At 64.6% G+C, this 24,519-nt stretch carries 20 protein-coding genes; 13 read left to right on the top strand and 7 right to left on the bottom strand.

Translation table 11 applies throughout. The features are described 5' to 3' along the window. Positions 1-20: 20 nt before the first annotated feature. The 9 genes from ABQE44_RS03940 to ABQE44_RS03900 all read left to right on the top strand — a co-directional run bounded on the left by ABQE44_RS03940 (position 21) and on the right by ABQE44_RS03900 (position 12,652). A complete protein-coding gene (locus ABQE44_RS03940) occupies positions 21-1,049 on the top strand; it encodes an MCE family protein (RefSeq protein WP_448428414.1) in 1,029 nt (342 codons plus the stop codon). Next, positions 1,046-2,284 (top strand): MCE family protein, encoded by a 1,239-nt coding sequence (locus ABQE44_RS03935; RefSeq protein ID WP_448392755.1) that lies wholly within the window; start codon positions 1,046-1,048, stop codon positions 2,282-2,284. The genes ABQE44_RS03940 and ABQE44_RS03935 overlap by 4 nt, the downstream gene beginning before the upstream one ends. Before the next feature lie 32 nt (positions 2,285-2,316). Beyond that, entirely contained in the window at positions 2,317-3,525 is a 1,209-nt protein-coding gene (locus tag ABQE44_RS03930) for an MCE family protein (RefSeq protein ID WP_448392754.1), read from the top strand. After that, the gene (locus ABQE44_RS03925) at positions 3,522-4,661 is read left to right on the top strand and encodes an MCE family protein (protein WP_448393126.1); all 1,140 of its coding nucleotides are present in this window, start codon (positions 3,522-3,524) and stop codon (positions 4,659-4,661) included. The genes ABQE44_RS03930 and ABQE44_RS03925 overlap by 4 nt, the downstream gene beginning before the upstream one ends. 1 nt (position 4,662) lies before the next feature. Next, complete coding sequence (locus ABQE44_RS03920) at positions 4,663-6,093, top strand: MCE family protein (RefSeq protein WP_448392753.1); 1,431 nt, start codon at positions 4,663-4,665, stop codon at positions 6,091-6,093. Between the two features lie 87 nt (positions 6,094-6,180). After that, a complete protein-coding gene (locus ABQE44_RS03915) occupies positions 6,181-8,130 on the top strand; it encodes a fumarylacetoacetate hydrolase family protein (protein ID WP_448428412.1) in 1,950 nt (649 codons plus the stop codon). A 41-nt stretch (positions 8,131-8,171) separates the two neighbouring features. After that, the gene (locus ABQE44_RS03910) at positions 8,172-9,692 is read left to right on the top strand and encodes an AMP-binding protein (RefSeq protein ID WP_448428410.1); all 1,521 of its coding nucleotides are present in this window, start codon (positions 8,172-8,174) and stop codon (positions 9,690-9,692) included. Between the two features lie 5 nt (positions 9,693-9,697). Continuing rightward, positions 9,698-11,137 (top strand): amidohydrolase family protein, encoded by a 1,440-nt coding sequence (locus ABQE44_RS03905; protein WP_165757583.1) that lies wholly within the window; start codon positions 9,698-9,700, stop codon positions 11,135-11,137. A 6-nt stretch (positions 11,138-11,143) separates the two neighbouring features. Beyond that, positions 11,144-12,652: a class I adenylate-forming enzyme family protein gene (locus tag ABQE44_RS03900; RefSeq protein WP_448428408.1), complete on the top strand. Its 1,509-nt coding sequence runs from the start codon at positions 11,144-11,146 to the stop codon at positions 12,650-12,652. A gap of 17 nt (positions 12,653-12,669) precedes the next feature. Here ABQE44_RS03900 and ABQE44_RS03895 read toward each other — a convergent pair whose 3' ends face one another. The 3 genes from ABQE44_RS03895 to ABQE44_RS03885 all read right to left on the bottom strand — a co-directional run bounded on the left by ABQE44_RS03895 (position 12,670) and on the right by ABQE44_RS03885 (position 15,493). After that, positions 12,670-12,891, bottom strand: coding sequence for a ferredoxin (locus tag ABQE44_RS03895; RefSeq protein WP_448428406.1), 222 nt, complete (start codon positions 12,889-12,891; stop codon positions 12,670-12,672). Next, positions 12,888-14,147: a cytochrome P450 gene (locus ABQE44_RS03890; protein WP_448428404.1), complete on the bottom strand. Its 1,260-nt coding sequence runs from the start codon at positions 14,145-14,147 to the stop codon at positions 12,888-12,890. Before ABQE44_RS03890 ends, ABQE44_RS03895 begins: the two co-directional genes overlap by 4 nt. 164 nt (positions 14,148-14,311) lie before the next feature. After that, complete coding sequence (locus ABQE44_RS03885) at positions 14,312-15,493, bottom strand: PucR family transcriptional regulator (protein WP_448428402.1); 1,182 nt, start codon at positions 15,491-15,493, stop codon at positions 14,312-14,314. Between the two features lie 195 nt (positions 15,494-15,688). Between ABQE44_RS03885 and ABQE44_RS03880 the strand changes: the two genes are divergently transcribed. From ABQE44_RS03880 to ABQE44_RS03865, 4 genes are read left to right on the top strand one after another with little or no spacing between them, the layout of a single operon-like run. Next, a complete protein-coding gene (locus ABQE44_RS03880; protein ID WP_448428400.1) occupies positions 15,689-16,642 on the top strand; it encodes a polysaccharide deacetylase family protein in 954 nt (317 codons plus the stop codon). Positions 16,643-16,656: 14 nt separating this feature from the next. Further along, a complete protein-coding gene (locus ABQE44_RS03875; protein WP_448428398.1) occupies positions 16,657-18,192 on the top strand; it encodes an AMP-binding protein in 1,536 nt (511 codons plus the stop codon). Next, positions 18,189-19,043, top strand: coding sequence for an enoyl-CoA hydratase (locus ABQE44_RS03870; protein WP_448428396.1), 855 nt, complete (start codon positions 18,189-18,191; stop codon positions 19,041-19,043). Before ABQE44_RS03875 ends, ABQE44_RS03870 begins: the two co-directional genes overlap by 4 nt. Continuing rightward, a complete protein-coding gene (locus tag ABQE44_RS03865) occupies positions 19,040-20,245 on the top strand; it encodes a thiolase family protein (RefSeq protein ID WP_083042331.1) in 1,206 nt (401 codons plus the stop codon). The genes ABQE44_RS03870 and ABQE44_RS03865 overlap by 4 nt, the downstream gene beginning before the upstream one ends. An 11-nt stretch (positions 20,246-20,256) precedes the next feature. On the opposite strand, the gene ABQE44_RS03860 is transcribed toward ABQE44_RS03865, so the two are convergent. The 4 genes from ABQE44_RS03860 to tuf all read right to left on the bottom strand — a co-directional run bounded on the left by ABQE44_RS03860 (position 20,257) and on the right by tuf (position 24,450). Then, positions 20,257-21,111 (bottom strand): mycofactocin-coupled SDR family oxidoreductase, encoded by an 855-nt coding sequence (locus ABQE44_RS03860; RefSeq protein ID WP_448392748.1) that lies wholly within the window; start codon positions 21,109-21,111, stop codon positions 20,257-20,259. 192 nt (positions 21,112-21,303) lie between these two features. Continuing rightward, positions 21,304-22,128, bottom strand: coding sequence for an SHOCT domain-containing protein (locus ABQE44_RS03855; RefSeq protein WP_448392747.1), 825 nt, complete (start codon positions 22,126-22,128; stop codon positions 21,304-21,306). Between the two features lie 88 nt (positions 22,129-22,216). Next, positions 22,217-23,056 (bottom strand): cutinase family protein, encoded by an 840-nt coding sequence (locus tag ABQE44_RS03850; protein WP_448428777.1) that lies wholly within the window; start codon positions 23,054-23,056, stop codon positions 22,217-22,219. A 203-nt stretch (positions 23,057-23,259) separates the two neighbouring features. Continuing rightward, entirely contained in the window at positions 23,260-24,450 is a 1,191-nt protein-coding gene (tuf, locus tag ABQE44_RS03845; protein WP_448392746.1) for an elongation factor Tu, read from the bottom strand. Positions 24,451-24,519 lie beyond the last annotated feature (69 nt).

The raw sequence follows: 24,519 nt of genomic DNA, 5'->3' as shown, positions 1-24,519 counted from the left end.
GCCAGACAAGGGACACCGCTATGAGATCTGACCTGATCAGCGCGCTGTGGCGGCTGATTGCTTTTACCATGGTCGGGGCGCTGGCTACGTTCGCGCTGTTGATGGTGTTCGCCCAACTGAGATTTGGTGCCCAGAGCAGCTTCCGGGCCGAGTTCAGCAGCGCCTCAGGGCTTCGAGAGGGCGACTTCGTCAGGGTCGCCGGCGTCGAGGTCGGCAAGGTCACGAACGTGGGCGTCCAATCCGACAATCGCGCTCTCGTCGAGTTCGCCGTCGATGAATCGGTCGTCCTCACCCATGGCACCAGGGCGCTCATCCGCTGGGACAACATCATCGGAGACCGATTTCTCGAATTGGCTGAGTGCGCCGGCGGTTTCGAACGGTTGTTGCCGAATCAGACGATTCCGCTCGCCCGCACCGAACCGGCGTTGAACCTCGACTCGCTGATCGGCGGGTTCAAACCGCTGTTCCGGGCACTGGATCCAGATCAACTCAACGACCTGACCGGCCAGCTGATCCAGGCGTTGCAGGGTCAGGGGCCGGCAATTGGCTCGCTGCTGGCTCAGACCGCTGCGTTGACCAACACCGTCGCGGACAGGGATGAGCTGATCGGAGAGGTGATCGTCAACTTGAATTCTGTGCTCGGGTCCCTTGCAGAAGAGAGTGGCCAATTCGCCAAGGGGGTGGAGAAGCTCGCCGAGTTCACCGCAGGCCTGGCCGCCCGAAGAACCGATGTCGGCACCGCGCTGTCGGCCGTCGACGCTGCGTCTGTGTCGATCACCGACCTGCTCAGGCAGGGCCGTGCCCCGCTGAAAGAAGCTGTCGCCCAGACGGATCGAGCCGCCGCCATCGCAGTGGCCGACCACGAGTACCTGGACCGGATCCTGGACACCCTGCCCGACGCCTACCAGGCGCTGGCCCGCCAGGGTCTCTACGGCGACTACTTCAGCTTCTACGTGTGCGACCTGGTGCTCAAACTCAACGGCAAAGGCGGCCAGCCGGTGTACGTCAAGGTCGCCGGCCAGAGCTCGGGCCGGTGCGCACCCCGATGAGGCAATTCTCCGACCGCAATCCGTTCGCCCTCGGTGCCGCCGGGCTCGCGCTGGGCACCGCCATCACCGTGCTGGCCTTCCAGTACCCGAACCTTCCGCTGATCAATGACACCGACCACCACTCCGCATACTTTGCGGAGGCGAGTGGACTGCGCGTCGGTGCGGAAGTGCAGGTGGCTGGCGTCGAGGTGGGGCGGGTGACGCGTATCGCCTTGGACGGGCCGCAGGTACTGGTCGGCTTCACCACCGCCGGCGACGTCCAGTTGGGCGACCGGACGGAGGCAACGATCACCACCAAGAGTCTTTTGGGCGCCAAGACGCTCGAGCTCACGCCCAGGGGGGAGGGTACCCTGCGCGGGCCTATCCCCGGGGAACGCACCACGCCCGCATATCAACTCACCGACGCGGTCGGGAAACTGACGACAACGCTCGGCGACCTGGACACCGGCCAGCTCGCCGACTCCATGCGGGTGCTGTCGCAGACGTTCGCCGATACCCCGGCAGATCTGCAACTGGCAGTGGCCGGGATGGCGAGATTCTCCAGAACCCTCAACGAGCGAGATCAGCATCTCCGCGACCTCCTCGCGAATGCCAGGAAGGCGACCACGGTGCTGGCCGAGCGCACCGACCAGGTCGTCGGCCTCATCGCCGACACCAACGCACTGCTCATCGAATTGCAGAAACACCGCAGCGCCCTCGATCACATCTCCGGTGACCTGTCGGTCACCGCCCGCCAACTGTCCGGACTCGTCGAGGACAATCGTGCGCAACTGCGTCCCGCGCTGGACAAGCTCAACGGCGTACTGGCGATCATCGACAACCGCAAAGAACGTGTGCAGAAGTCGATCACCCTGCTAGGCGGCTACCTCATGTCGCTAGGTGAGTCGGTGGCATCCGGGCCCTTCTTCAAGTCATACCTGGCGAACCTGATCCCCGGTCAGTTCATTCAGCCGTTCATCGACGCCGCGTTCTCCGACCTCGGGCTGGACCCCAACGTGCTGCTGCCCTCCGAGCGCACCGACCCGACGGTCGGGCAGCCCGCCACCCCCGCTCTGCCAGTGCCGTTCCCACGCACCGGACAGGGCGGCGAACCACATTTGAACCTTCCCGATGCGATCACCGGCAAGCCCGGCGACCCTCGCTATCCATACCGGGAGCCGCTGCCGGCGCCGCCCCCTGGCGGCCCACCGCCCGGACCGCCGGCCGTACCGCAGAACCAAGGAGGCACACCGTGAGGTCCCACCGGTTGCGTATCACGCTGGGCGCCATGCTCACCGCGCTCCTGATAGCGGGCGGCGTGGTGTTGATCGGATCGAATATGACGATGAGCCGCACCCACATTGTCGCCTACTTCGACAACAGCAACGGCATCTATCCGGGCGATGACGTCGTACTGCTCGGCGTGCCCGTCGGCTCGATCACCCGCATCGAACCGCAACCCGAGCGCGTCAAGATCGAATTCTGGGTCGACGACCGCTACCCCATCCCGGCCGACGCCTCGGCGGTGATCTTGTCGCCGCAGTTGATCACCTCACGCGCGATCCAACTGACACCGGCCTACACCGGAGGCCCGAAAATGGCTGACAACAGCGTCATCGACCTGGATCGCACGGCGGTCCCGGTGGAATGGGACGACTTCCGGGACCAATTGGAGCGGCTGACCGACTATCTGGAACCGACTGAGTCAGGCGGCGTGAGTCCGCTCGGGTCACTGATCGACACCGCCGCCAACAACCTCTCCGGGCAGGGGACGAGCATCCGCGAGACCATCATCGAGCTGTCCGGCGCCCTGTCGGCGCTCGGCGATCACAGCGGTGACGTCTTCTCAACCATCCGCAACCTGTCGACTCTGGTGTCGGCGCTACGCAGCAGCACTGACTTGATGGCGCAACTGAACGGCAATCTGGCGTCAGTGACTGGGTTGTTGGCCAACGACCCCGCAGAGGTCGCCCGGGCCATCGAAGACGTCAACACCGCCGCCGGCGACGTGACAGCATTTTTGACCGAGCAGCGAGATGCGGTGGGCACCGCCGCCGACAAATTGACCTCGATCTCGACGGCAGTGGTCGACCAACTCGACGACATCGAACAAGTCCTGCATATCGGCCCGACGACCTTGCAGAACGTCATCAACGTCTACGAGCCGGCGCACGCGTCGCTGACGGGCGCCGCCGTGGTGAATCACTTCGCCAACCCGATCTCGTTCTTGTGCGGCGCGGTGCAGGCAGCCTCGCGGATGGGATTCGAGCAGTCGGCGAAGCTGTGTGTGCAGTACCTGGCGCCGATCATCAAGAACCGCCAATACAACTTCCCGCCCATCGGTCTCAACCCAATCGTCGGCGCCACGGCGCGGCCGAATGAGGTCACCTACAGCGAGGATTGGCTGCGCCCCGACCATCGCCCGACACCCGCGGCGCCCGCCGACCCGGCCGACGGGCTCACCGGCATCCTTATGCCGTCGGGGGGCGAGCGATGAAAACCTTCAGCGTCTGTCGCGCGTCGACCGCACTGCTGACCGCGCTCGCCGCCGCGGCGATGGCCGGGTGCGGATGGCAGGGCGTGAACTCGCTGCCGCTTCCGGGGACCGCCGGCGACGGTGCAGACGCCTTCGAGATCCAGGCGCAGCTGCCGAACGTGTCGAACATCGAGCGGAACTCGCGGGTGCGCGTCGGTGACATCACCGTCGGCAATATCAGCCGCATCGAGCTCCAAGGCTGGCATGCCCTGGTCACCATGACGATCGACGGCGACGTCGACCTGCCCGCGAACAGCACCGCCACGGTCGGCCAGTCCAGCCTCTTCGGCTCGCTGCACATCGAGCTCGCACCGCCCGCCGACGCCGAACCCCGCGGACGGCTGCACAACGGATCGATGATCCCGCTGCCCTTCGGAAGCGCCTATCCCACCACCGAACAAACGCTCGCCGCGGTATCGATGGTGCTCAGCGGTGGCGGACTAGGTCAAATTCAAGAGATCACAACGGCTTTCAACACCGCCTTCGCCGGACGTGAAAGCGACGTTCGCAGCTTTATCGAGCAACTCGATCGATTCATCGGCAATCTGGACGCGCAAAAGGAAGACCTGCTCGCCGCCACCGACAGGTTGAACGCGCTCACCGCACAAGTCGCCTCGCAACAGCCGATACTCCAGAAGGCGCTGCAACAGATCCCCGAAGCTCTCGACGTGCTCGCCGAGCGCCGAGAGGTTCTGGTGGATGCCCTCGACCGATTCGGCAGTTTCAGTGACCTGGCCTCCTCCACGATCGATCAGACCACCGAATCTCTGGTGGCCGAGCTCCGCGAGCTTGGTCCGGTGCTGAAGTCGCTGGCCGACGCCGGCCCTGCCATGACACGTGCGTTGTCCTTGTTTAGCACCTATCCATGGCCAAATGAAACCATCCACAACTGGTTTCGCGGCGACTACGCGAACATCACAGCGATCTTCGACCTCACGTTGAGCCGGCTGGATTCCGGCCTACTCACCGGCACTCGCTTTGAAGGTGCACTGACCGAGTTGGAACTGCAATGGGGCCGCACCATTGGCCAGTTGCCGAGCCCGTACACCGCCGCGAACCCGTTGGTGGCTCCCTACCGATGGGACCAGGGGCCCTAGCATGCATCTCACACGCCGCATCAAGGTTCAGCTCGCGCTCTTCACCATCGTCGCGTTGATCGCCGGTACGGTGATGGTCGGCGGCTACCTTAAGCTGCCCGCTCTGTTGTTCGGCATCGGCCGCTATCAGGTCGTTCTCGAAATGGCGCAGACCGCTGGGCTTTACCCGAGCGCCAACGTCACCTACCGCGGCACGACGGTGGGTGAGGTCACCGACGTACGCCTCACTCCCGAGGGGGCTGAAGCGCGGCTGTCACTGGACTCCGGTATCGATATTCCTTCGAATCTGGAAGCGCGTGTAAGCAGCGTTTCCGCGGCCGGCGAGCTCTATGTTGCGCTAAATCCGCGCGACAGCACGTCAGCGCCGCTGGCAAACGGTGACACCATCGGGCGCGACCATACCTCCACTCCGCCTGAAATCGGCACCTTGTTGAATGCGACAAGTGAAGGGCTGCAGGCCATCCCGAAGCGGCAGCTGCGCACGGTCATCGACGAGTCATATATCGCGGCCGGCGGGTTGGGGCCAGAGCTCACCCGCATCGTCAGGGGATCCACTCAGCTGGCCATCGACGCACGACAGAACCTGGACGCCATGGTCACACTCATCGACGAGGCGGGACCGGTACTGGACTCGCAGAGCGACACCGCCGACGAGATCGCCGCCTGGGCATCTCATCTGGCCTCCGTGACCGAGCAGCTACGAACCACAGACAGCTCCGTTCGGGGCATCCTGCAGCAGGGCCCGTCAGTCACGGCGGAGGCCAGGCGCCTCATCGACCGGTTACAACCCACGCTGCCCGTGCTGATGGCGAACCTCGTCAGCGTGGGTCAGGTGGCGATCAACTATCAGCCGGCGCTGGAACAACTGTTGGTGCTGCTGCCACAAGGGGTTTCCACCCTGCAAGGGGTCGGGGTGGCCAATCACGGCACCAGGCAGGACTACAAGGGCGGCTTCCTGGACTTCAATCTGAACCTCAACCTTCCGCCGCCCTGCACCACCGGTTTCCTGCCGGCACAACAGCAGCGGGCGCCCGCCCTGACCGACTACCCGGATGTGCCCGAGGGTGATGTGTACTGCCGGGTGCCGCAGGATTCACCGTTCAACGTGCGCGGCGCGCGCAACCTGCCGTGCCTGACCGTGCCGGGTAAGCGTGCGCCAACCGTCAAGATGTGCGAGAGCGACGAGCAGTACGTGCCGCTCAACGACGGGTTCAACTGGAAGGGCGACCCGAACGCGACATTGTCCGGTCAAGACATTCCGCAATTGCCACCGGCGGCCAGTGGTCCCACGCTTACCGCGACACATTACGATCCCGCGACCGGCACGTACCTCGGGCCTGACGGTCGCACCTACGTCCAGGGCGATCTCGGACAGCACCCACCGGGCGGCACGACATGGCAGTCGATGCTCGTCCCGCCCGGAGTTGGTTGATACCAGCATCGCAACCGTTTACATGTCGATGCACATGGCCTATGTTGATTAACATAGACATGTCGGTATCGAGGAGGTCAGCCAATCGTGCGGTGGGTCACATGCGAAACAGAGCGAGGCGAGAGAACTGGTGTCGTGGTTGGCGACGTCATCCACACCATGCCGGACGGCATCGCCCTCATCGACCTGCTGCCCCGCGGACGTGACGGCCTGCGCGACGCCGCCGAGCAAGCGATTTCCCAACCCGCCGAGACGCTCCGAATCGATCAGGTCAAGCTCAAGGCACCAATCCCGCGGCCGCCATCGATCCGCGACTGCCTCTGTTTTCTCGACCACATGCGCAACTGCCAGGAAGCACTCGGCCGGAGCCGGGCACTGGGTGACACCTGGTATCGCGTACCGGCTTTCTACTTCACCTGCCCCGCCACCGTTGCCGGTCCGTACGACGACATCGCCATCGCACCCGGAAGTGCCTGGCAAGACTTCGAATTGGAAATCGCGGCGGTGATCGGGGGGCCAGCTGGTCGTGATCTCTCGGTAACACAAGCGGAAGAGTCGATCATCGGCTACACAATCCTCAACGACTGGTCCGCACGAGACCTGCAGCTCCTCGAGAACCAACTCGCAATCGGTCAGGGCAAGGGCAAGGACAGCGCAATCACGCTCGGCCCGTACCTGGTCACCTACGACGAACTCGACCCATATCGCAGCGACGGCAGGCTCGACATCACGGCGACCGCGCTGGTCAACGACGACGTGGTCGGCTCGGGATCGGTCGCCGGCATGGACTGGACCTTCGCCGAGGTGATCTCCTACGCGTCGCGTGGTGTACCGCTAACTCCCGGCGACGTTTTCGGTTCCGGCACCGTGCCCGGCTGTACCCTCATCGAACACCTCGACATGGCCGACCTAGCCGCCTTCCGGGGCTGGTTACACCACGGCGATGTGGTCACGCTCAGGGTGGCGGGACTGGGCGAAACCTGCCAACGAGTGGTCTCCTCGCCGGCGCCGGAACCGTTACCGCCGCGGCCCAATCCTGAAGCTGATCCCCCGAGCCCAAGGGTGAACCGAGCGCCCGCGAAGATTCCGTTCACTCGCGGGCTACATGGGCTCGGCGACGGGGTCTGGGCGTGGACCCTCCCCGACGGGGGTTACGGGTGGAGCAACGCCGGGCTCATCACCGGCGACGGCGAATCATTGCTGGTCGACACGCTGTTCGACCTGGCGCTCACCCAAGAGATGCTCGACGGAATGCGTTCGATAACGCGCGGTGCGCCGATCACCCATGCCGTCATCACCCACGCCAACGGCGACCATACGCACGGAAACCAGTTGCTCGACAGCACCGTTCGGGTCATCGCCGCCGCGGACACCGCATCGGAGATCGATGAGGGGATGGCGCCGGAGATGCTCGCCCTCGTTCAGTCTGCTGACCTCGGCGGTATCGCCAATGCGTATGCCCGAGAACGGTTTAAGTACTTCGACTTCAGCGGAATCAAGCTCAGAAACGCAGACCAGACGTTCGAGCGTGAGTTGGCCATCGACCTCGGAGGCCGCAGAGTTGACGTACTCAATCTGGGTCCGGCCCACACGAACGCTGATTCAATCGTTTTCGTGCCCGACGCCGGCGTACTCTTCGCCGGAGATCTGCTCTTCATCGGGTGTACGCCGATCGTATGGTCCGGCCCCATCGCGAACTGGATATCCGCCTGCGAGACCATGATCGCGTTGGAACCAACCATCGTCGTACCCGGCCACGGCCCTATCACCGACGTCGACGGGATCCGCGGGGTGCGCGACTATCTCAACTACGTCGTCGAATACAGCGATGCCGCCCACGCTGCTGGTCAGTCCGTGTACGAGGCCGCCGACAGGATCGACCTCGGCGAGTACGCCGACTGGTTGGACGCGGAGCGCGTGCTCGTCAACATCTATCAGCGCTACCGAGAACTCGATCCGCAGACGCCGCAGCACACGGTCGTCGAACTGCTCGTACTTCAGTCGGAATGGCTTGACCGTCGGGCACGTTCGCGATGAGCACAGCGCTGCCGACGGCTGGCCGTCAAACGGTCGCCTCCGTGTTGAGGCATCGCGTCGATACGTCACCAAACGCGCCGTTCTTGCTTTTCGACACCGATAGGGCCGAACCGTCCACCCTCACCTTCGCCGAAGTGTGGGAACTGGCGCGAGGTGGAGCCGCGGTTCTCTCGTCGCTGGGGGTCGGTCGGGGCGATCGGTTCGCAGTTGTCGTTGGCAACTGTCCGGAATTCTTCGCTTGTTGGTTCGGCGCCGCAATACTCGGCGCAACGGTGGTTCCGGTCAATCCCGCCAGCACGACCGATGACCTGACCTACGCCTTCGCGCACTCGTCCAGTAAGGCAGTCATCTGCGGTTCCCAACAACTGGAGACCGTCCGCAATGCGTGGCGCGGCGCACCCCAGGCAATTGTGGTAACCGGCACCGACTTCGGTTCGCGCGCTGCAGAAGCCGTCGTGGAACTCGGCCACCCGGTAGAACCGCACGATCTACTGTCGATCATGTACACCTCCGGCACCACCAGTCGCCCGAAAGGGGTGATGGTGACGCACGCCAATTACGTGACCGCGGGCCACGTGGTGGCACAACAGCTGCGTATCCGGGCCGATGACCGGTGGATGGTGGTACTGCCGCTGTTCCACGCCAACGCCCAGTACTACTGCGTGATGTCGGCGTTGGTGTCGGGGGCCTCGGTGGCCGTCGCCGAACGGTTCTCGGCGTCGCGATGGCCGGCTCAGGTCAGCCGATGCGACGCGACGCTGGGGAGTTTGTTCGCCGCCCCGGTACGGATGATTCTCGCGCAACCGAATTCACCGCTGGATCACCAGAATCGGTTGCGGGCATGTCTATTCGCGCAGAATCTGACCGCTGAACAACTCGAAACCTTCGAACGGCGGTTCGGCTGCCCGCTGCGGCAGTGGTACGGCATGACCGAGACGATCGCCCCACCGCTGATGAACCCGCTGTACGGACCGCACGACAACATGACCGTGGGACTGCCCACAGAGTCGGGCCGCGTCCGGATCGTCGATGATGCCGGCGTAGACGTCGCGGCCGGCGAGTCGGGAACCCTGCTGGTCGGCGGGCACCCCGGCACCACACTGATGCTCGGTTACCTTGACGACGCGACGGCGTTCGCCGAGGCTTACGACGACGGATGGCTGAACACCGGCGATGTGATGCTGCGTCGCCACGACGGATTCCTCGCGTTCCGGGACCGCGCGAAAGACATGATCAAACGCTCCGGCGAGAACGTGGCAGCCGCGGAGGTCGAGCGGGTGCTGAACGCCCACCCTGCGGTGTTCGAGTCGGCGGTCGTGGGGGTGCCCGACCCGGTGTACGGCGAGGGAATCAAAGCCGTTGTAGTACTTGATGATCAGTGCGGTGATGTCCCCAGCGCCGACCAGTTGGTTGAGTTCTGTCGCGGCCATCTCCCGAAAGGCAAAGTCCCCGACGTCATCGAGTTCACGGCGGACCTGCCCCGCACCTCGGTCGGAAAAATCCGAAAGCACCTGCTTCGCTCCGAACAATCACGACCTACGTCGCCGCACGGAAGGATATGACAACGATGTCGTCACAGAAAACGCTTCTCGCAGGGGGCGAGGTGCTGGTCGGCGATCCGCTCACCGCGACCATGCGGCGGGCCGACGTGCTGATCGAGGACGGCTCGATCACGGCCATCGCGGCGGATCTCCCCCGCGAGGACGCCCAAGTGATCGCCGCGACGGGCCGGTGGATCGTCCCGGGATTTGTCGACGCTCACCGCCATCTATGGCAGACCACCATGCGGGGGCTGACGGCGAACTGGAATCTCACCGATTACTACTGGAACATTCGCAACCACTTCGCCGGTCTGCACGACCCCGACGACGTATTCGCCGGCCAGTACGCGGGTGGGCTCGACGCGCTTGCCGCCGGCGTCACCACCACCATCGACCACTCGCATATCACCAACTCGCCACAGCATTCGGATGCCGCCGTCGAGGGCGTGAAGGCCAGTGGCGTACGCGCCCTGTGGTGCTACGGGTTCTTCCCGTCACCGATGGCCGATCCCATTTTCACGTCGCCAGAAGACCGGTTCAACGACGCGCGCCGGGTCCGGACCGCGCACTTCGCAAGTGAGGGCGGCCTGGTCCGGATGGGCGTCGCGCTCACCGAACTCGGCTTACTGCCGTTCGACGTCACCCGCGAAGAAATCGAGATCGCAGCCGAACTCGACATCGCCGTCACGATGCACACCCGGTGCATATGGAGCGAACCGCGAGTCAATGATGTGGAGATCCTCTCCCGCGCTGGACTGTTGCGGGCCGGCCAGATCCATTCGCACGCCAACATGTGCACGCAGACAGATCTGGCGCTGCTGCGCGACACTGGCTGCTCGGTGGCCAGCACCCCCGATACCGAGCTTGAAATGGGTTGTGGCCTCCCGATATTCCGTCGGGCCGAGTCGGCAGGGGTGATTGCTGGAATCGGTGCGGACATCGTGTCGAACAACAGCGGTGACTTCTTCACCGCGATGCGCATCCTCATGCAAGCCGAACGCGGGGTGGCATTGCAGCCTGTGCTGGAGTCATCCGGCTTGGCCGGCGTCGGTGAGCTTCCGCTTACCACCCGGCAGATCCTGCGCGCGGCCACGTTGTCGGGCGCCGAGGCATTGGGTCTGGGTTCCACCTGCGGCTCGGTCGAGGTCGGCAAGGCCGCCGACCTGCTGCTGTTGCGCAACGACCGGTTGCATCTGCGGCCGGTGATCGATCCGGTGGATTCCATTGTCTTGCAGGCCACCACCCGCGACATCGACAAGGTGCTGGTCGACGGACGGATGGTCGTCGACAACGGTTCGCTACCGGCCGATGTCGAGCGCCGAGGTATCGATCTGATCGAGCAGGCACACGAGCGGATCGCCGAGCGGGTGGCTCGCATCGGCGGTTGGCGGCTGCCGCTCCCCCCGGGCCTGATCGAATCCCTGGGTGCCACGATTGACGGCAACCTCGCAGCGGCGACGAGGTAGCAGCCAATGCCCACGATCGGATCGACCCTCCGCGCGACCGCTGCTCGCGTGCCCGAGCGTCGCGCACTCGTCTACGGCTCCGTCGAATACACCTACGGCCAACTCGACGCGGAGGTGGATCGGTATGCGGCTGTCCTGGCCGCTCGCGGGGTGACGAAGGGCGCCCGGGTTGCGCTGTTGGCAAGCAACTCCGACCGATTCGTCGTCGCCTTCTACGCCATCCACCGCCTCGGCGCCATCTTCGTGCCGATCAACCCAGCGCTCGCTGCGCCGGAGATCGCGCATATCGCCCGGGACTGCCGCGCGACGGCGCTGCTGTTCGAGCCGGCGCTGGCGGAAAAGACCCGCACTGTACTGACCGAGCCCCTAGCAGGGCCCCTCGACTGCCTCGCGCTGGGCGATGCCGAGGGATTTGACGACCTGGTCGCCCTGGCCCGCCGGTACCCGGCGGATTTCGCCGATCCAGAAGTACACGAGGGCGACGACGCTCAGATCCTGTATACCTCGGGAACCACCGGCGCCCCCAAAGGGGCGTTGTTCGACCATCATCGAGCACTGTGGGTGGCCGTCTCCTCCGTCGCTACCTGCGGGATGATGGACGGCGACCGTCTCCTGCACGCGGCTCCGCTCTACCATGCCGCGGCGCTGTGCCTGATGCTCATCCCTGGCACGCTGGTCGGGGGCACCCACGTCGTGGAGGGTCAGTTCGACGCGGCCGCCGTCGCCAACAGCCTGGAACGCGAACGCATCACCATGTTCTTCGGCGTCCCCACCATGTATCAGTTTCTGCTGCGGACCCCGCATATCACCGAACGCGACATGTCGTCTTGGCGCACCGGTATTTTCGGTGCGGCTCCCATGCCTGCCAGCACGGTCGAAGCGATAGGCGCGACGTTTCCATCACTGAACCTCATCCAACTCTGCGGGCAGACGGAGGCCGGCCCCAGTGGCATCTTCAGCTCGGGTGAGCAGGTCCGGTGTCGGCCGGACGCAAGCGGTCGACAGGCCATGCTGGGAATGGAATGCAAGATCGTTTCCGAGGATGGCAGCGATGTCGCGCCCGGGGATGCCGGCGAATTGCTGCTTCGCGGTCAGACAGTGATGAAGGGCTACTGGAACAACCCGGGCGAAACCGCGCGAACCATCGTCGACGGTTGGCTCCACACAGGCGATGTCTGTCGGCTCGACGCGGACGGATACATGACATTGGTGGACCGGCTCAAGGACATGATCATCACCGGCGGCCGCAACGTCTACTGCGTCGAGGTAGAAGGTGTCGTTGCGGCCCACCCCGATGTGCTCGACGTCGCCGTGGTTGGCCGTCCACACTCGGATTACGGAGAGAGCATCGTGGCGTTCGTCTGTGTGGCAGCAGGGTCAACGCTGACTCTGCAGGAGCTGCGGGATTTCGCGGCACCTCGCCTCGCGAAGTACAAGCTCCCGCACGAACTCGAGCTCGTAGCGGAGATTCCCCGCAACGCTTCGGGCAAGATCGTCAAACGATCGTTGGCGTAATCTGTGCCAACAGCCTTCTAAGAGATTAGGCGGCCGTCGGGGTCGAAGACATCGATAGCCGCCACCGGGCACATGGCAGCGGCGTCCAGCACCGCAGCGGTCTGGCCCTGGGGGTCGCCGTCAAGCAACCTGACCCAACCTGCATCGTCTTCAGCGAATACCTTTGGCGCCCTGCGGTTACAGAAACCGCTGGCCATACAGGTTTCTGCGCGCACTTCGATGTGTACCTCGTCGCTCATAGGATCACCGGCCGTGATTCCCAGCCTCGTGATGCCACATTCAACGTACGTCGCACGGGTGGCTGACTGCCCTCCCGGAGGTCGGGGAAGGCGCGCAATAGCCTGTCGAGGATCACCTTGCCCTCGAGTCGCGCCAATGGAGCGCCCACGCAGTAGTGAATACCGTGGAAGAACGCCAGGTGCTGTTTGTGGTCAGCACGGTGGATGTCGAAGGCCGAGGCCGCATCAAAGACTCGTGGGTCCCGGTTGGCAGCCGGAAGACAAGTCAGCACAAGGGTTCCCGGCTGTAGCACGTGCTCACCCAGGACGGCGTCGGTGGTGACCTTCCGCGCCGCCAGGTGAAGAGGCGGGTCGAAGCGCAGAATCTCCTCGACGACTGCCGGTATCAGGCTGGGGTCGTCGAGTACGGCGCGCATTGCATCCGGGTGATTCATCAGCAACGTGACGCCGTTACCGACGAGGTTGGTGGTTGTCTCGTTGCCGGCGACCAACAGCAGCGCAACTTGAGCGATCAAGTCCGAATTCTCGAGTAGGTCGCCTTGAAAGGTCTCCGTGCTGAGCATGTGCGAGATCAGGTCGTCCGACGGTTGCGCTCGACGCTGGTCGATGAGTTCGCCAAGGTAATCGAATAGCACCAGGCTGGTACGAATCGCTCGATCACGCCGCTCGCCTTGCACCATCGGATCGAACGTCGAGGCATAGGCGAACGACCACTCACGGAAATACGGCCAGGTGTCACGAGGTACGCCCAGAATCCGGGCGATCACCGCGACCGGAATCTCGGTCGCCAGCCCGCTCATCAAGTCGATCTCCTGACCCGGCTGCAAGCACGCCAAGGCTTCGCTGGTGATTTCCTCCACGATGGGGTGCCAGCGGCGGACCGCGTCGGGTGTGAACGCATGGCGAAACGTGGAACGAACCTGCGTGTGCCAGGGCGGATCGGCGAACATGAACAGGCGCCGAGCGGTGCCGATGAATCGACGGTGTTCTGGATTTGTAGGGTCGTGGATTCCCGGTCCAGTCAACGCGAATACGTCGCTGGAGAAGGCTTTTGGATCCGAGCCGATCTGCCGGATGTGGTCATAACGCGTGACGAGGACGCCCTGCATCATGTCCATGGGGTGAATACCGTCACCCAATTCGCGCAGCGCATCGTAGTACGGGAACGGGTCCTGCTCCACGCCGCCGAAGAGCACCTCGAGGAGCTGATCGGCTTCGGTCGTGCCTTCGGTCGTGCGCCCGTCTATCCCCGCCATGGGTCATTCCTTTAGTCGTCGTCTTCCGGTTCCGCATTCAACGTGGTCAACCCACGATCGAGTTCTATGTCGTCCAACATACAATTGGTTGTCCAGCATGTACAGCCCCGGGTGCGGCCGCGGAGTACGAGTGGGCTCGCCTCAGGTCGCCGTGCGCGCGACAGTCATTGATCGGTTGCCGCGCTCCGGTGCCGGGCCAGCTCCACGGCCACCCGCAACCGAAGACTGCGGACGTCGATGTGTCGTCCCAGAATCTTTTCCACCCGCTGGATCCGTTGGGTGACCGTGTTCGGATGAAGGTTCAAGTCCTCGGCGGTATGGGTGGGACTCCCCAGGGTATCCAAGTAGCGCCCGAGCGTGGGTAGCAGTCGATCGACATCCTCATGCGCCAACAGCGATCCCAGTTCATCGATCACCAACTGGTCGGCCATATGACGGTTCTCCGAGGCAAGGACGACGACAGCGACATCGGGATAACACAGCACCGGCGTTGCAGCCGCCGACAATGTGATGTCGGTTTGCACCGCCTCGTAGTGCGACGTCCGAAATCCGACGCAGCCGGCGCGCGCAGCGCCGAAACTGACCGTGACATCGTCCGGCAGGTCGAGCTCGCGCAGCTTCGGGTAAAGGTTGGCGTTGACCAATCGGAACCAACCATGCGAAGAACTCGGACCCGCCGGGATCGCAATGTGCTGATTGGCGATTTCCGCGATCGCGCGCCGGATGATCTGTGCCAGTTCGTCGCCCCATGCGACCCCGGAAGACCGCACGACGTAGCCCGCATGCAGGCCCTCTGTGCGATAGCCGAGAACCTCGTTCAGTTCGTGCAGACCGCCCGTGCCCGCCAGCACCGCTCGGATGATCTCGGCTCGTCGGGAAGTGGCGTCGGTCAGCAGGCGATCTCGAACGGAGTTGTAGACGGTGATCGTTTGTCCGGTCATCCGCCGGATGTATTCGAACAGTTGCGTCGATCCGTGTTCCAGCAGCTCCACCCGGTCATTCAGCGAGATCTCCGCGGCGGACCGAAGATGAGAGGTAAACGCGTTCCAGAGCGCGGCATGCCCGAGTTCATAAGCGCGCAGCACCGCCGGAAGGGGCACGCTGGCCTCGGCCATCCGCGTCGCGAACTCGCTGGCGGCCGCAGGCAGTTGCGGCGAAACGAATTCTCCGCTGAGCATGCCCTTCAGCCTCGGCAGATGGGACCGGATCGACGCTTCCAGCCCGGGCAACGTAACGGGTGCGGTACCTCGCATTTCGGGGATCTCCCGCCACAGCTCTATGGCGAGATTGCCGAACAGTTCATCGCCGCGAAGGTCGAGCCAGCGCACCAACGGGGCGAGGGACACCGTTCCGCGGTGCGGCGTTGTCATGGCTACCAATATGGGAGACACCGTGCGGTTCGTCCAGCTTTTCGGGCGATATGTTGTGCCGCAACACATAAAGGTGCGAGCCCACCATATTGTCCGGGCGCTGCCTACTTGACACGCTTCTCTCAACTATCGAGAGAGGACCTTGAGATGCAGGCCGAAAACCTGAAGCAATTGAGCGGCACGGAAATTGCGGTCACAGTCGATGATCAATGGCAGTGGACGGGAATCCCGTTCCCGCCCGGCCGCGGGCCTCGGATGGTCGCCGAAGCCATGATCGAGGCCTTCGCTAATCACTCGGTACCCGGCGTCTACGCGTTCAACAGCACGGCCGCTGCGGAGAACGATCCGAGCGCGATGCAGGTTCTTGACGTCTGGTGCCAAGCCGGACACTTCGTCGGCAACCACACCCACCAGCACATCAGCCTCAACTGGCTCGACAGCAAAACCTATATATCCGACATCGAGGCGAGCGAGAAGGTCCTACAGAACTGGATCGACGCATCGCCGTCGCGCTACTTCCGGTACGCGTTCGGTATGGAAGGCGACACCGTCGAGAAGACTCGTCAGGTGCAGGCCCACCTCAGCAAGACGGACTACCTGTCCGCGCCGGTGACGCTGTGGTTCTATGACGCCCAATTCATGGTCGCCTATGACCGCGCGATCCAGCTCGACGACCGCGCCGCGATGGCGACCATCGAGGACATGCTGGTGACGACGGCAGTGGCTCAGATCGAGCGTCAGGTCGCGGCCGCCCACGCCGCGATCGGCCGTAAGTCGGCCCACATCATGCTTATTCACGGCACCACCGTCGCTGGTGCGACGATCGACCGCGTGCTCGGGGAATTGGCGCAGCGCGGCGTCTCCTTCGTGACACTCGAGAAGGCGATGGCCGATCCGGTGAATCTCTACGGAGCTCCGCTGACCACCCGTCAGTTCCGAAACTCCACCCAGAAGTGGGCCGAAGCCGCCGGCATCGACATCGACGACACACCACCCGCCGTGCTTGCCGAGGTGGAGCAGATCGCGCCGATCGACGGGATGAGTTACGACGCAGTGCTAGGTCGCGCCATACAGGAATGGACGCAACGGATCTCGTTCACTCCCGTACCGGCTGACTTCCACTGAACCGAAAGATGACCGTGTCCACTGAACCCAGCGTCTACTGCGGCGCCGACTGCCGCCCGTTGAGTGCGGTCAGGCAGCGAGCGGCCCGGATGGCCGCCGGAATGCACAATTGCGGCATCGGTCCGCAAGACCGCGTCGCGGTGGTGATGCGTAATGACATCGCTCAACTGGAGGTCACCCTGGCCATCGGCCTGCTCGGGGCCGTTCCAGTAGCAGTCAACTGGCACTGGACCGGCGACGATCTGGCCCACGTACTCGCGAACAGCGGCGCCAAACTGGCCGTCGCACACAGCGATCTTCTCCCAGGAACCCGCCGTCACGCACCCAGCGGGATGAAACTGGCTGAAGTGCCGCTTCCCGCCGCAGTCACCGCGGCGTACAGCATCACCGACCCCGAACTGACCGAAACCGCGCCGGTGGTGGAGGATTGGGTACAGCAGTTCGACCCGTGGCCGGAATCGAGCTCCCAGCCACCGATGAGCGTCATCTACACCTCGGGCACCACCGGGCTGGCCAAAGGCGTGTTACGACAACCGATCACGCCAGATCATCTACCGGCAATCACCAAGACGCTCGCGGACCTCCTTCACCTGGCTCCTGGTCGGGCCACACTGCTGCCGGCACCGCTGTATCACTCCGCACCCAACGTGCACATGACCTTCGCGGCGGCACTCGGCATGGATATTCACATCATGCCGCGCTTCGACGCCGAGGCATTTCTGCGCGGCATCCATGATCACAAGATCAGCAGCGTCCAAGTGGTTCCCACGATGTTCGCTCGGCTGTTGCAGTTGCCGTCCCGGGTACGCCGGGCCTACGACGTCTCGTCGCTGCAGCGGGTGGTGCACGCCGCAGCCCCGTGCCCACCGGAAACCAAACGCGCGATGATCGATTGGCTCGGACCCATCATCTACGAGTACTACGGCGGCACCGAAGTAGGTGTACTGACCATCTGCGACTCCGATGATGCGATCAGCAAGCCTGGCACCGTCGGTCGTCCCATCGCCGATGCCCACATCGTGGTACTCGACGATGCGGGAAACGAAGTCGCGGCCGGGACCGACGGCATCGTATATGGCCGGCCTTTCACGGGCTGGCCCGATTTCACCTACATCGACGATGCCGCGAAGCGACGCGCAGTGGCCGTCGGTGACCATGTCACGCTCGGCGACGTCGGGCACCTCGACGCGGACGGTTATCTGTATATCAGCGACCGCATCAACGACATGGTGGTATCGGGAGGGGTCAACATTTATCCGGCTGAGGTCGAGTCCTGCCTGATGAGCCTCGACGGCGTCGCCGATGTCGCGGTGTTCGGAGTGCCCGACGAGGATTTGGGGGAAGTGCTGGCGGCTCATGTGCAGCTGCGGGATGGTGCCCGGCTGACCGGTGACGATATCCGTGCCCACGTCGCCGCCAGGCTGGCCCGATACAAGACGCCGCGCATCGTCGCATTCGTCGACAGTCTGCCGCGCGAGGACACCGGCAAGCTGTTCAAGCGCCGACTGCGGGAACAGTATCTGCAAGAACCAATGGAGAAGGCGAAATGACAAGCAGCTGTGTTCTTTTCGAACGACCAGCGCCCACCGTGGCCCGGCTCGTGCTGAACCGGCCCGAACGCCGAAACGCGCAGAACGCCACCCTGCTGTATGAACTCGATGCTGCGTTCCAGCAGGCGGCCGCGGATGACGACGTGAAAGTCGTGCTACTGGCCGGCGCGGGACCGGACTTCTCCGCCGGCCACGATCTATCGGAAATCACCACCGAACTGCCCGGTCAACCGGTGGCCACCATCGCGGCCGCGCTGGATGCCCCGGGCGTGGAGGGGCGGCACGCGTTCGAGTGCGAGGCGTACCTCGGCTTGTGCCGCCGCTGGCGCGATCTGCCGAAGCCCACCATCGGGGTCGCCCACGGCCGGTGTATCGCCGGTGCGTTGATGCTGTTGTGGCCGATGGACCTGATCGTGGCCGGTTCGGGAACCGTGTTCTCCGACCCGGTTGCCGCGTTCGGACTCAACGGGGCCGAGTACTTCTCCCATGTGTGGGAAGTGGGTGCCCGCAAAGCCAAAGAGATGCTGTTCACCGGCGAGCCGCTCACCGCGCGCGACGCACACCGCCTCGGGATGGTCAACCACGTCGTGCCTGACGATGAACTCGCCGACTTCACTCTCGAGCTCGCGCAGAAAATCGCCCGGATGCCCGCGTACGGCCTGCGGCTGGCCAAGTCGAGCGTGAACCAGGCGCTCAATGCTCAGGGATTCGACTCGGCCATGGACGGGGCGTTCGGCCTGCATATCGCCGGGCACGCCAACAACCTGGCTCGGTACGGCGAGATCATCGACCCGAAGGGGATCGACCGCATCCGCCAACTGTCACGGTCATCGGGCGGCGCCGCCCAATGAGGGACGTGTACATCGTGGGGGCCGGGATGACGCCATTTCGGCGCAACCCGGAAACGACTCTTCGAGCACTTGCGACAGGTGCGGTCGCCGAGGCGGTGCGCGACGCCAACATCACCATGGCTGAGGTGAATACGGTGTACTTCGCCAACGCGGCGCACGGCTTGATCCACGGCCAGGAGATGATCCGCGGCCAGGTCGCGCTTCGCGACTCGGGCTTGACCGGGCAGGCGGTTGTCAACGTCGAAAATGCGTGCGCCTCCGGGTCGACCGCGGCTCATCTAGCCTGCACCGCGGTCGCCTCCGAGGCGGTTGACGTTGCCCTGGTGGTCGGGGCCGAGCAGATGAGTCATCCGGACAGATCACGCAGTCTCGCAGCGATCGGCACCGCGGTTGACATCGGCGAGGTCGAAACGTTGCGAACCAAACTCCACAGCGAAACCGGATCTGCGAGCAGCCGGTCCCTCTTCATGGACATCTATGCGGATCAGGCACGCCGATATCTGGATTCCACCGCGGCGACCGCGCAGGATTTCGCCGAACTCACCGTGAAGAACCGTGGGCACGCTGCACTCAACCCGTTCGCACAGCGGCGCGATGCGCTGACCGTCGACGAGGTGTTGGCCAGCCGAAGCATCGCGGGTCCGTTGACATTGCCGATGTGTTCTCCGATCGGTGACGGTGCTGCCGCTCTGGTCGTGGCATCCCGCCGCGTCGCCGAACGAAGCCCAGCACCGTTGGTCAGGTTGGTTGCCTCGTGCTTGGTTTCCGGGCAGACCGACGGTGCGTCGCCCAGCGCGGAACGCCGAGCCGCGAACGCCGCATATGCGAGCGCCGGGATCGGGCCCGGGGACGTCGATGTCATCGAACTACACGACGCGGCGGCCCCCGCGGAGCTCACCATCCTGGAAGAGCTCGGCATCTGCCCGCCGGGTGAAGCGGTACACCTGTCTCGCAGCGGTGCGACGCGGCTGGGCGGACGGATCCCCGTGAACACCAGCGGCGGGCTGGTGTCCCGCGGACATCCGCTGGGGGCCACCGGATGCGCACAATTGGTGGAGCTGGTGACCCAGTTGCGCGGCGCCGCTGGACCGAGGCAGATTGCCGGTGCACGGGTCGGCTTGGCCGAGAACGCCGGTGGCCACCTCGGCCCAGACCCGGCCGCGGTGTGCGTCACGATGGTGCAGAAAGTCGACCGTCGCTGACCGACGCAGACTCAGTACTTCATGGTGCCGCGGTCGACGGCGATCTGGCTGCCCGAGATCGTCGCCGACGCGTCACTGGCCAGCCAGGACACCACGTCCGAAACCTCTTCGGCCGTCATGAATTCCTGCAGCCCCTTCTTACCCTGATGGTTGACCGGGTGGTACGGCATCGGCGCGAAGCTGTGAATGAAGTTCGGGTGCTTGGCGAACAACGCCATCATCGCGTCCTTCTCCACCATCGGCGTGTCGATCGAATACGGGTGGATGGAGTTCACCCGGATCCCGAATTCGCCCGCCTCCAACGCAAGTGAGTTCGTCAGCGCGGTCAGACCATGTTTGGACGCCGCGTAGTGGGCGTTACCCGGGGTGGCCTTGAGCCCGGCCGAGGAGCTGACGACGACGATCGAGCCGCCGTTGCCCGCCTCGATCATCGCCGGCACCGCGGCGCGCAAGGTGCGCCAGGTGCCGTTGAGGTTCACGTCGACGACGGTGTTCCACTGCTCCTCGGACATCTCCCAGATCCGGCCCCAGCTCAGCACCCCGGCGTTGGCCACCACGATGTCGAGCCGACCGAACTGCTCGACGGCGTCGGCCACCACCTGCTGCAGCGCGGCCAGATCGCGCACGTCGACCTGGCGGGCCAGCACCTTGCGACCGGTGGCCTCCACCGCGCGCACCGTCTCGGCCAGTTCCTCCGGGGTGGCCAGCGGATAGGTGATGGTCTCGGAGATCGGACCGCAGATGTCGATCGCGATGATGTCGGCGCCGTCGCCGGCCAACCGGATCGCATGCGCCCGGCCCTGACCGCGGGCCGCCCCCGTGATGAATGCCACTCGCCCGTCGAGGGGCCCGCCCGTTGCCGTCACGGGACCAGGCTAACAGCAGAACTGAAACGTGTTCTAGTCGACAGGGTCGCGGACGATCGGACACGTTGTCCAGGTGCATGGCCGCCCGCAGCTTCGGCATACCTGCCACGATCACCTGTGTCGCGGCCTCTTAGGCGAACAGCTTCGCGGTGACTTGGGTGATGGCTTGACGCGGCGTGCGCCGGGCGAAACCTACAGATCGGCGAGAATGTCTCGGCGCTTGGCGGTGTACTCGTCATCGTTGATCGCGCCGGTGGCGCGTAGCGTCTCGAGTTCCTGAAGGCGTTGCGCGGTCGACGGTTCCGGCGGGGTCAGCAACGGGGTGGAGGCCGCAGCGGCCGGCGCCGGCTTCTGCTGAGCCGCTGCCCGCCGCACCACCTCTTGAACCTGGTGTCGCGCACCGGGGTTAGACCGCAGGTCGATCATGTTGTCGAGGCTGATGTTGTGCGCCTTGAGGATCTGCAAGATCTCCATCAGCGGCTCGGCCCGCCCGGTCAGGTCGTAGGTCGTGTTGTCTTCTGCGACAGTGAAGTTGGCGGGCATCATTCCGCTGATTAGACTGCTGCGCTCCCAATCGATTTGGTATTCACCGGTCATCGGGTCCACGATGGCGACCAACTTCCGGCTCGTGATCATCGGGAGCCGGGAGATCGATGCGAGTACCCGGTCCTGGCTGGCGAACGGCGCGATACCGGGACCGGAGATCTGCAGGTCGAGCTTCACCAGCGGCTGCTCGTTGATCCGCGTCCCGGTTTCCTGGATGCCGACGACTTGGGCCAACGCCAGCACACCGGTCTGCTCGAGCGCGGCGGTCTTGGCCGACGACTTCACCCCCGCCGCGGTGATGCCCAACGCGATCAACACGTCAGCTGCGGTGATCAGCAGGCCGGTCCAGAACAGCCACTGCAGCATCGGGTCGGCACCCATCGCGAAGTAGACGACCAGAAAGATCGGCCCGACAATGCCGCACAGCAGCACGAACGCTTGGATACGGAGATAACGCCAGAATGTGGACATGGCCGAGCTCCCGTCGTCGCGCTGTCTCGGGTGCCAAGATAACCGCCGATCCGGCGGATGTGAGCCGTATCGTCGATCGCTTTGACCGCTACGAAGCCGGCGTCGTCGCGCCCAACGGCGTGACCGACGGTGCCTCCGGTGCGCTGGGGGCCGGTCCGAGGAGGTTGTACAGCGGCTGTGTCCACCGGTATCCGCCTGCGGAGGTGGTGTAGCTGGTGTGGATGAGCGTGGCGGCCGTCGACACTTCCTCGGCGTCGGGGTCGAAGTCGCAGACCGCATCGCCGAGTTCGCACACGCTGATCGTGCGGCTGCCGACGGCGGGCGGCAGCGGTCCCGGAGCGCTGGCCAGGATGGGCCAGTCCTGCGCGACGCCCATTCCGGCGCCGGGGACCGAGGTGACCGAGCCGATGTTGAGGGTCGGGTCGGCAGGGCGGCGGTCGCCGTCGGCGATCAGCAACGCCGCCGCCATGTTCGGCTGCGTGCCGAGGGTGTGCAGGTTGCGGTGCACCACCATCGCGCCCTGGGAGTAGCCGGCGAGCACCACCTTTGTCGTGGGGCAACGCTGGGTGAAGGCGGCGTACTGGGCGGCGAGCGCTTCGGCGCCGACGTCGACGCTGTCCATGAAGTCCATCCAGTCGCCGACGCCGCCCTCGTCGGGTACGGGCACTGCGGGGTATTCGACGGCCTCGGCCGTCATCGTGCGCCCGTCGCGCTGCAGCAACCGTTGCAGGTCCAGGTAGGACTGGTAGACGTCGTCGCCCATGCCGGCGTTGGTGGTCAGGTGGCCGTCGCGCTGTCCGGAACCCGCCGCGCCGAACCAGTGCACGTCGGGGCACGACGCTGGCTGGGCCTGGGCGACGGACGCGCCGACGAGAGCGGCGCCGGCAACGACGGCTGCACTGGCGAGCGTGGTGATACTGCGGAACAACAAACCCCAACCCTTCCATCCCCCGAACGGGACATTCGGGTGGTTAATCGGTTCGGCGGCCGCGGTCGTTACGCCTGTACGCCTCGCGAAACGCACACCAGGGTCGTGGTCGTCGAGGGGAGCACAGCCCTCTTGTACGCCTCGCGAACCACAACTGCGAAAACGGCGCCCACCCGAAGGTGAGCGCCGTTTTGCGCAGAGAACTACTTGACGATCTTGGTGACCCGGCCGGCGCCGACGGTGCGGCCACCCTCGCGGATCGCGAACCGCAGGCCCTCCTCCATGGCGATGGGCTGGATCAGCTTCACCGAGATGTCGGTGTTGTCACCGGGCATCACCATCTCGGTGCCCTCCGGCAGCGTCACCACACCGGTCACGTCGGTGGTGCGGAAGTAGAACTGCGGACGGTAGTTGTTGAAGAACGGCGTGTGCCGGCCGCCCTCGTCCTTGGCCAGGATGTAGACCTGACCCTCGAACTCGGTGTGCGGGGTGGTGGTGCCGGGCTTGATGACGACCTGACCGCGCTCGACGTCTTCGCGCTTGATGCCGCGCAGCAGCAGACCGACGTTGTCACCGGCCTGGCCCTGGTCGAGCAGCTTGCGGAACATCTCCACACCGGTGACGGTGGTCTTGGTACTGGTCGGCTTGATGCCGACGATCTCGACCTCCTCGTTCACGTTGACCACGCCGCGCTCGACACGACCGGTGACCACGGTGCCGCGGCCGGTGATCGTGAAGACGTCCTCGACGGGCATCAGGAACGGCTTGTCGGTCTCGCGGACCGGGTCCGGAATCTTCTCGTCGACGGCCTGCATCAGCTCGACGATCGACTCGACCCACTTCTCGTCGCCCTCGAGCGCCTTGAGCGCCGACACCCGAACCACCGGGGCGTCCTCGTCGAAGTCCTGGGCGGCCAGCAGCTCGCGGACCTCCATCTCGACGAGCTCGATGAGCTCCTCGTCGTCGACCGCGTCCGACTTGTTCAGCGCGACCAGGATGTAGGGCACGCCGACCTGACGGGCCAGCAGCACGTGCTCGCGGGTCTGGGGCATCGGACCGTCGGTAGCCGCGACCACCAGGATCGCACCGTCCATCTGGGCCGCACCGGTGATCATGTTCTTGATGTAGTCGGCGTGGCCAGGGGCGTCGACGTGGGCGTAGTGCCGCTTGTCGGTCTGATACTCCACGTGGGAGATGTTGATCGTGATGCCGCGCTGACGCTCCTCGGGCGCATTGTCGATCTGGTCGAATGCGCGCGACTCGTTCAACTCGGGGAACTTGTCGTGCAGAACCTTGGTGATTGCTGCGGTCAGCGTGGTTTTGCCGTGGTCAACGTGACCGATGGTCCCGATGTTGACGTGCGGCTTCGTCCGCTCGAACTTCGCCTTCGCCACTGTGGTGTCCTCCTGGACTGTGTTGGTGCTTGGTAAGCAGTGTTGATCTTTACAGTTGTGCGGTCCCGC

The organism is Mycolicibacterium sp. XJ2546 (assembly GCF_053483195.1).
This window is presented reverse-complemented; position numbering and strand designations above follow the sequence as displayed.

Coding starts and splice junctions, on each gene's coding strand:
- ABQE44_RS03940 (WP_448428414.1), top strand. CDS start 21: ATGAGATCTGACCTGATCAGCGCGCTGTGGCGGCTGATTGCTTTTACC.
- ABQE44_RS03920 (WP_448392753.1), top strand. CDS start 4,663: ATGCATCTCACACGCCGCATCAAGGTTCAGCTCGCGCTCTTCACCATC.
- ABQE44_RS03870 (WP_448428396.1), top strand. CDS start 18,189: ATGACAAGCAGCTGTGTTCTTTTCGAACGACCAGCGCCCACCGTGGCC.
- ABQE44_RS03900 (WP_448428408.1), top strand. CDS start 11,144: ATGCCCACGATCGGATCGACCCTCCGCGCGACCGCTGCTCGCGTGCCC.
- ABQE44_RS03925 (WP_448393126.1), top strand. CDS start 3,522: ATGAAAACCTTCAGCGTCTGTCGCGCGTCGACCGCACTGCTGACCGCG.
- ABQE44_RS03905 (WP_165757583.1), top strand. CDS start 9,698: ATGTCGTCACAGAAAACGCTTCTCGCAGGGGGCGAGGTGCTGGTCGGC.
- ABQE44_RS03930 (WP_448392754.1), top strand. CDS start 2,317: ATGCTCACCGCGCTCCTGATAGCGGGCGGCGTGGTGTTGATCGGATCG.
- ABQE44_RS03855 (WP_448392747.1), bottom strand. CDS start 22,128: ATGTCCACATTCTGGCGTTATCTCCGTATCCAAGCGTTCGTGCTGCTG.
- ABQE44_RS03865 (WP_083042331.1), top strand. CDS start 19,040: ATGAGGGACGTGTACATCGTGGGGGCCGGGATGACGCCATTTCGGCGC.
- ABQE44_RS03895 (WP_448428406.1), bottom strand. CDS start 12,891: ATGAGCGACGAGGTACACATCGAAGTGCGCGCAGAAACCTGTATGGCC.
- ABQE44_RS03890 (WP_448428404.1), bottom strand. CDS start 14,147: ATGGCGGGGATAGACGGGCGCACGACCGAAGGCACGACCGAAGCCGAT.
- ABQE44_RS03935 (WP_448392755.1), top strand. CDS start 1,046: ATGAGGCAATTCTCCGACCGCAATCCGTTCGCCCTCGGTGCCGCCGGG.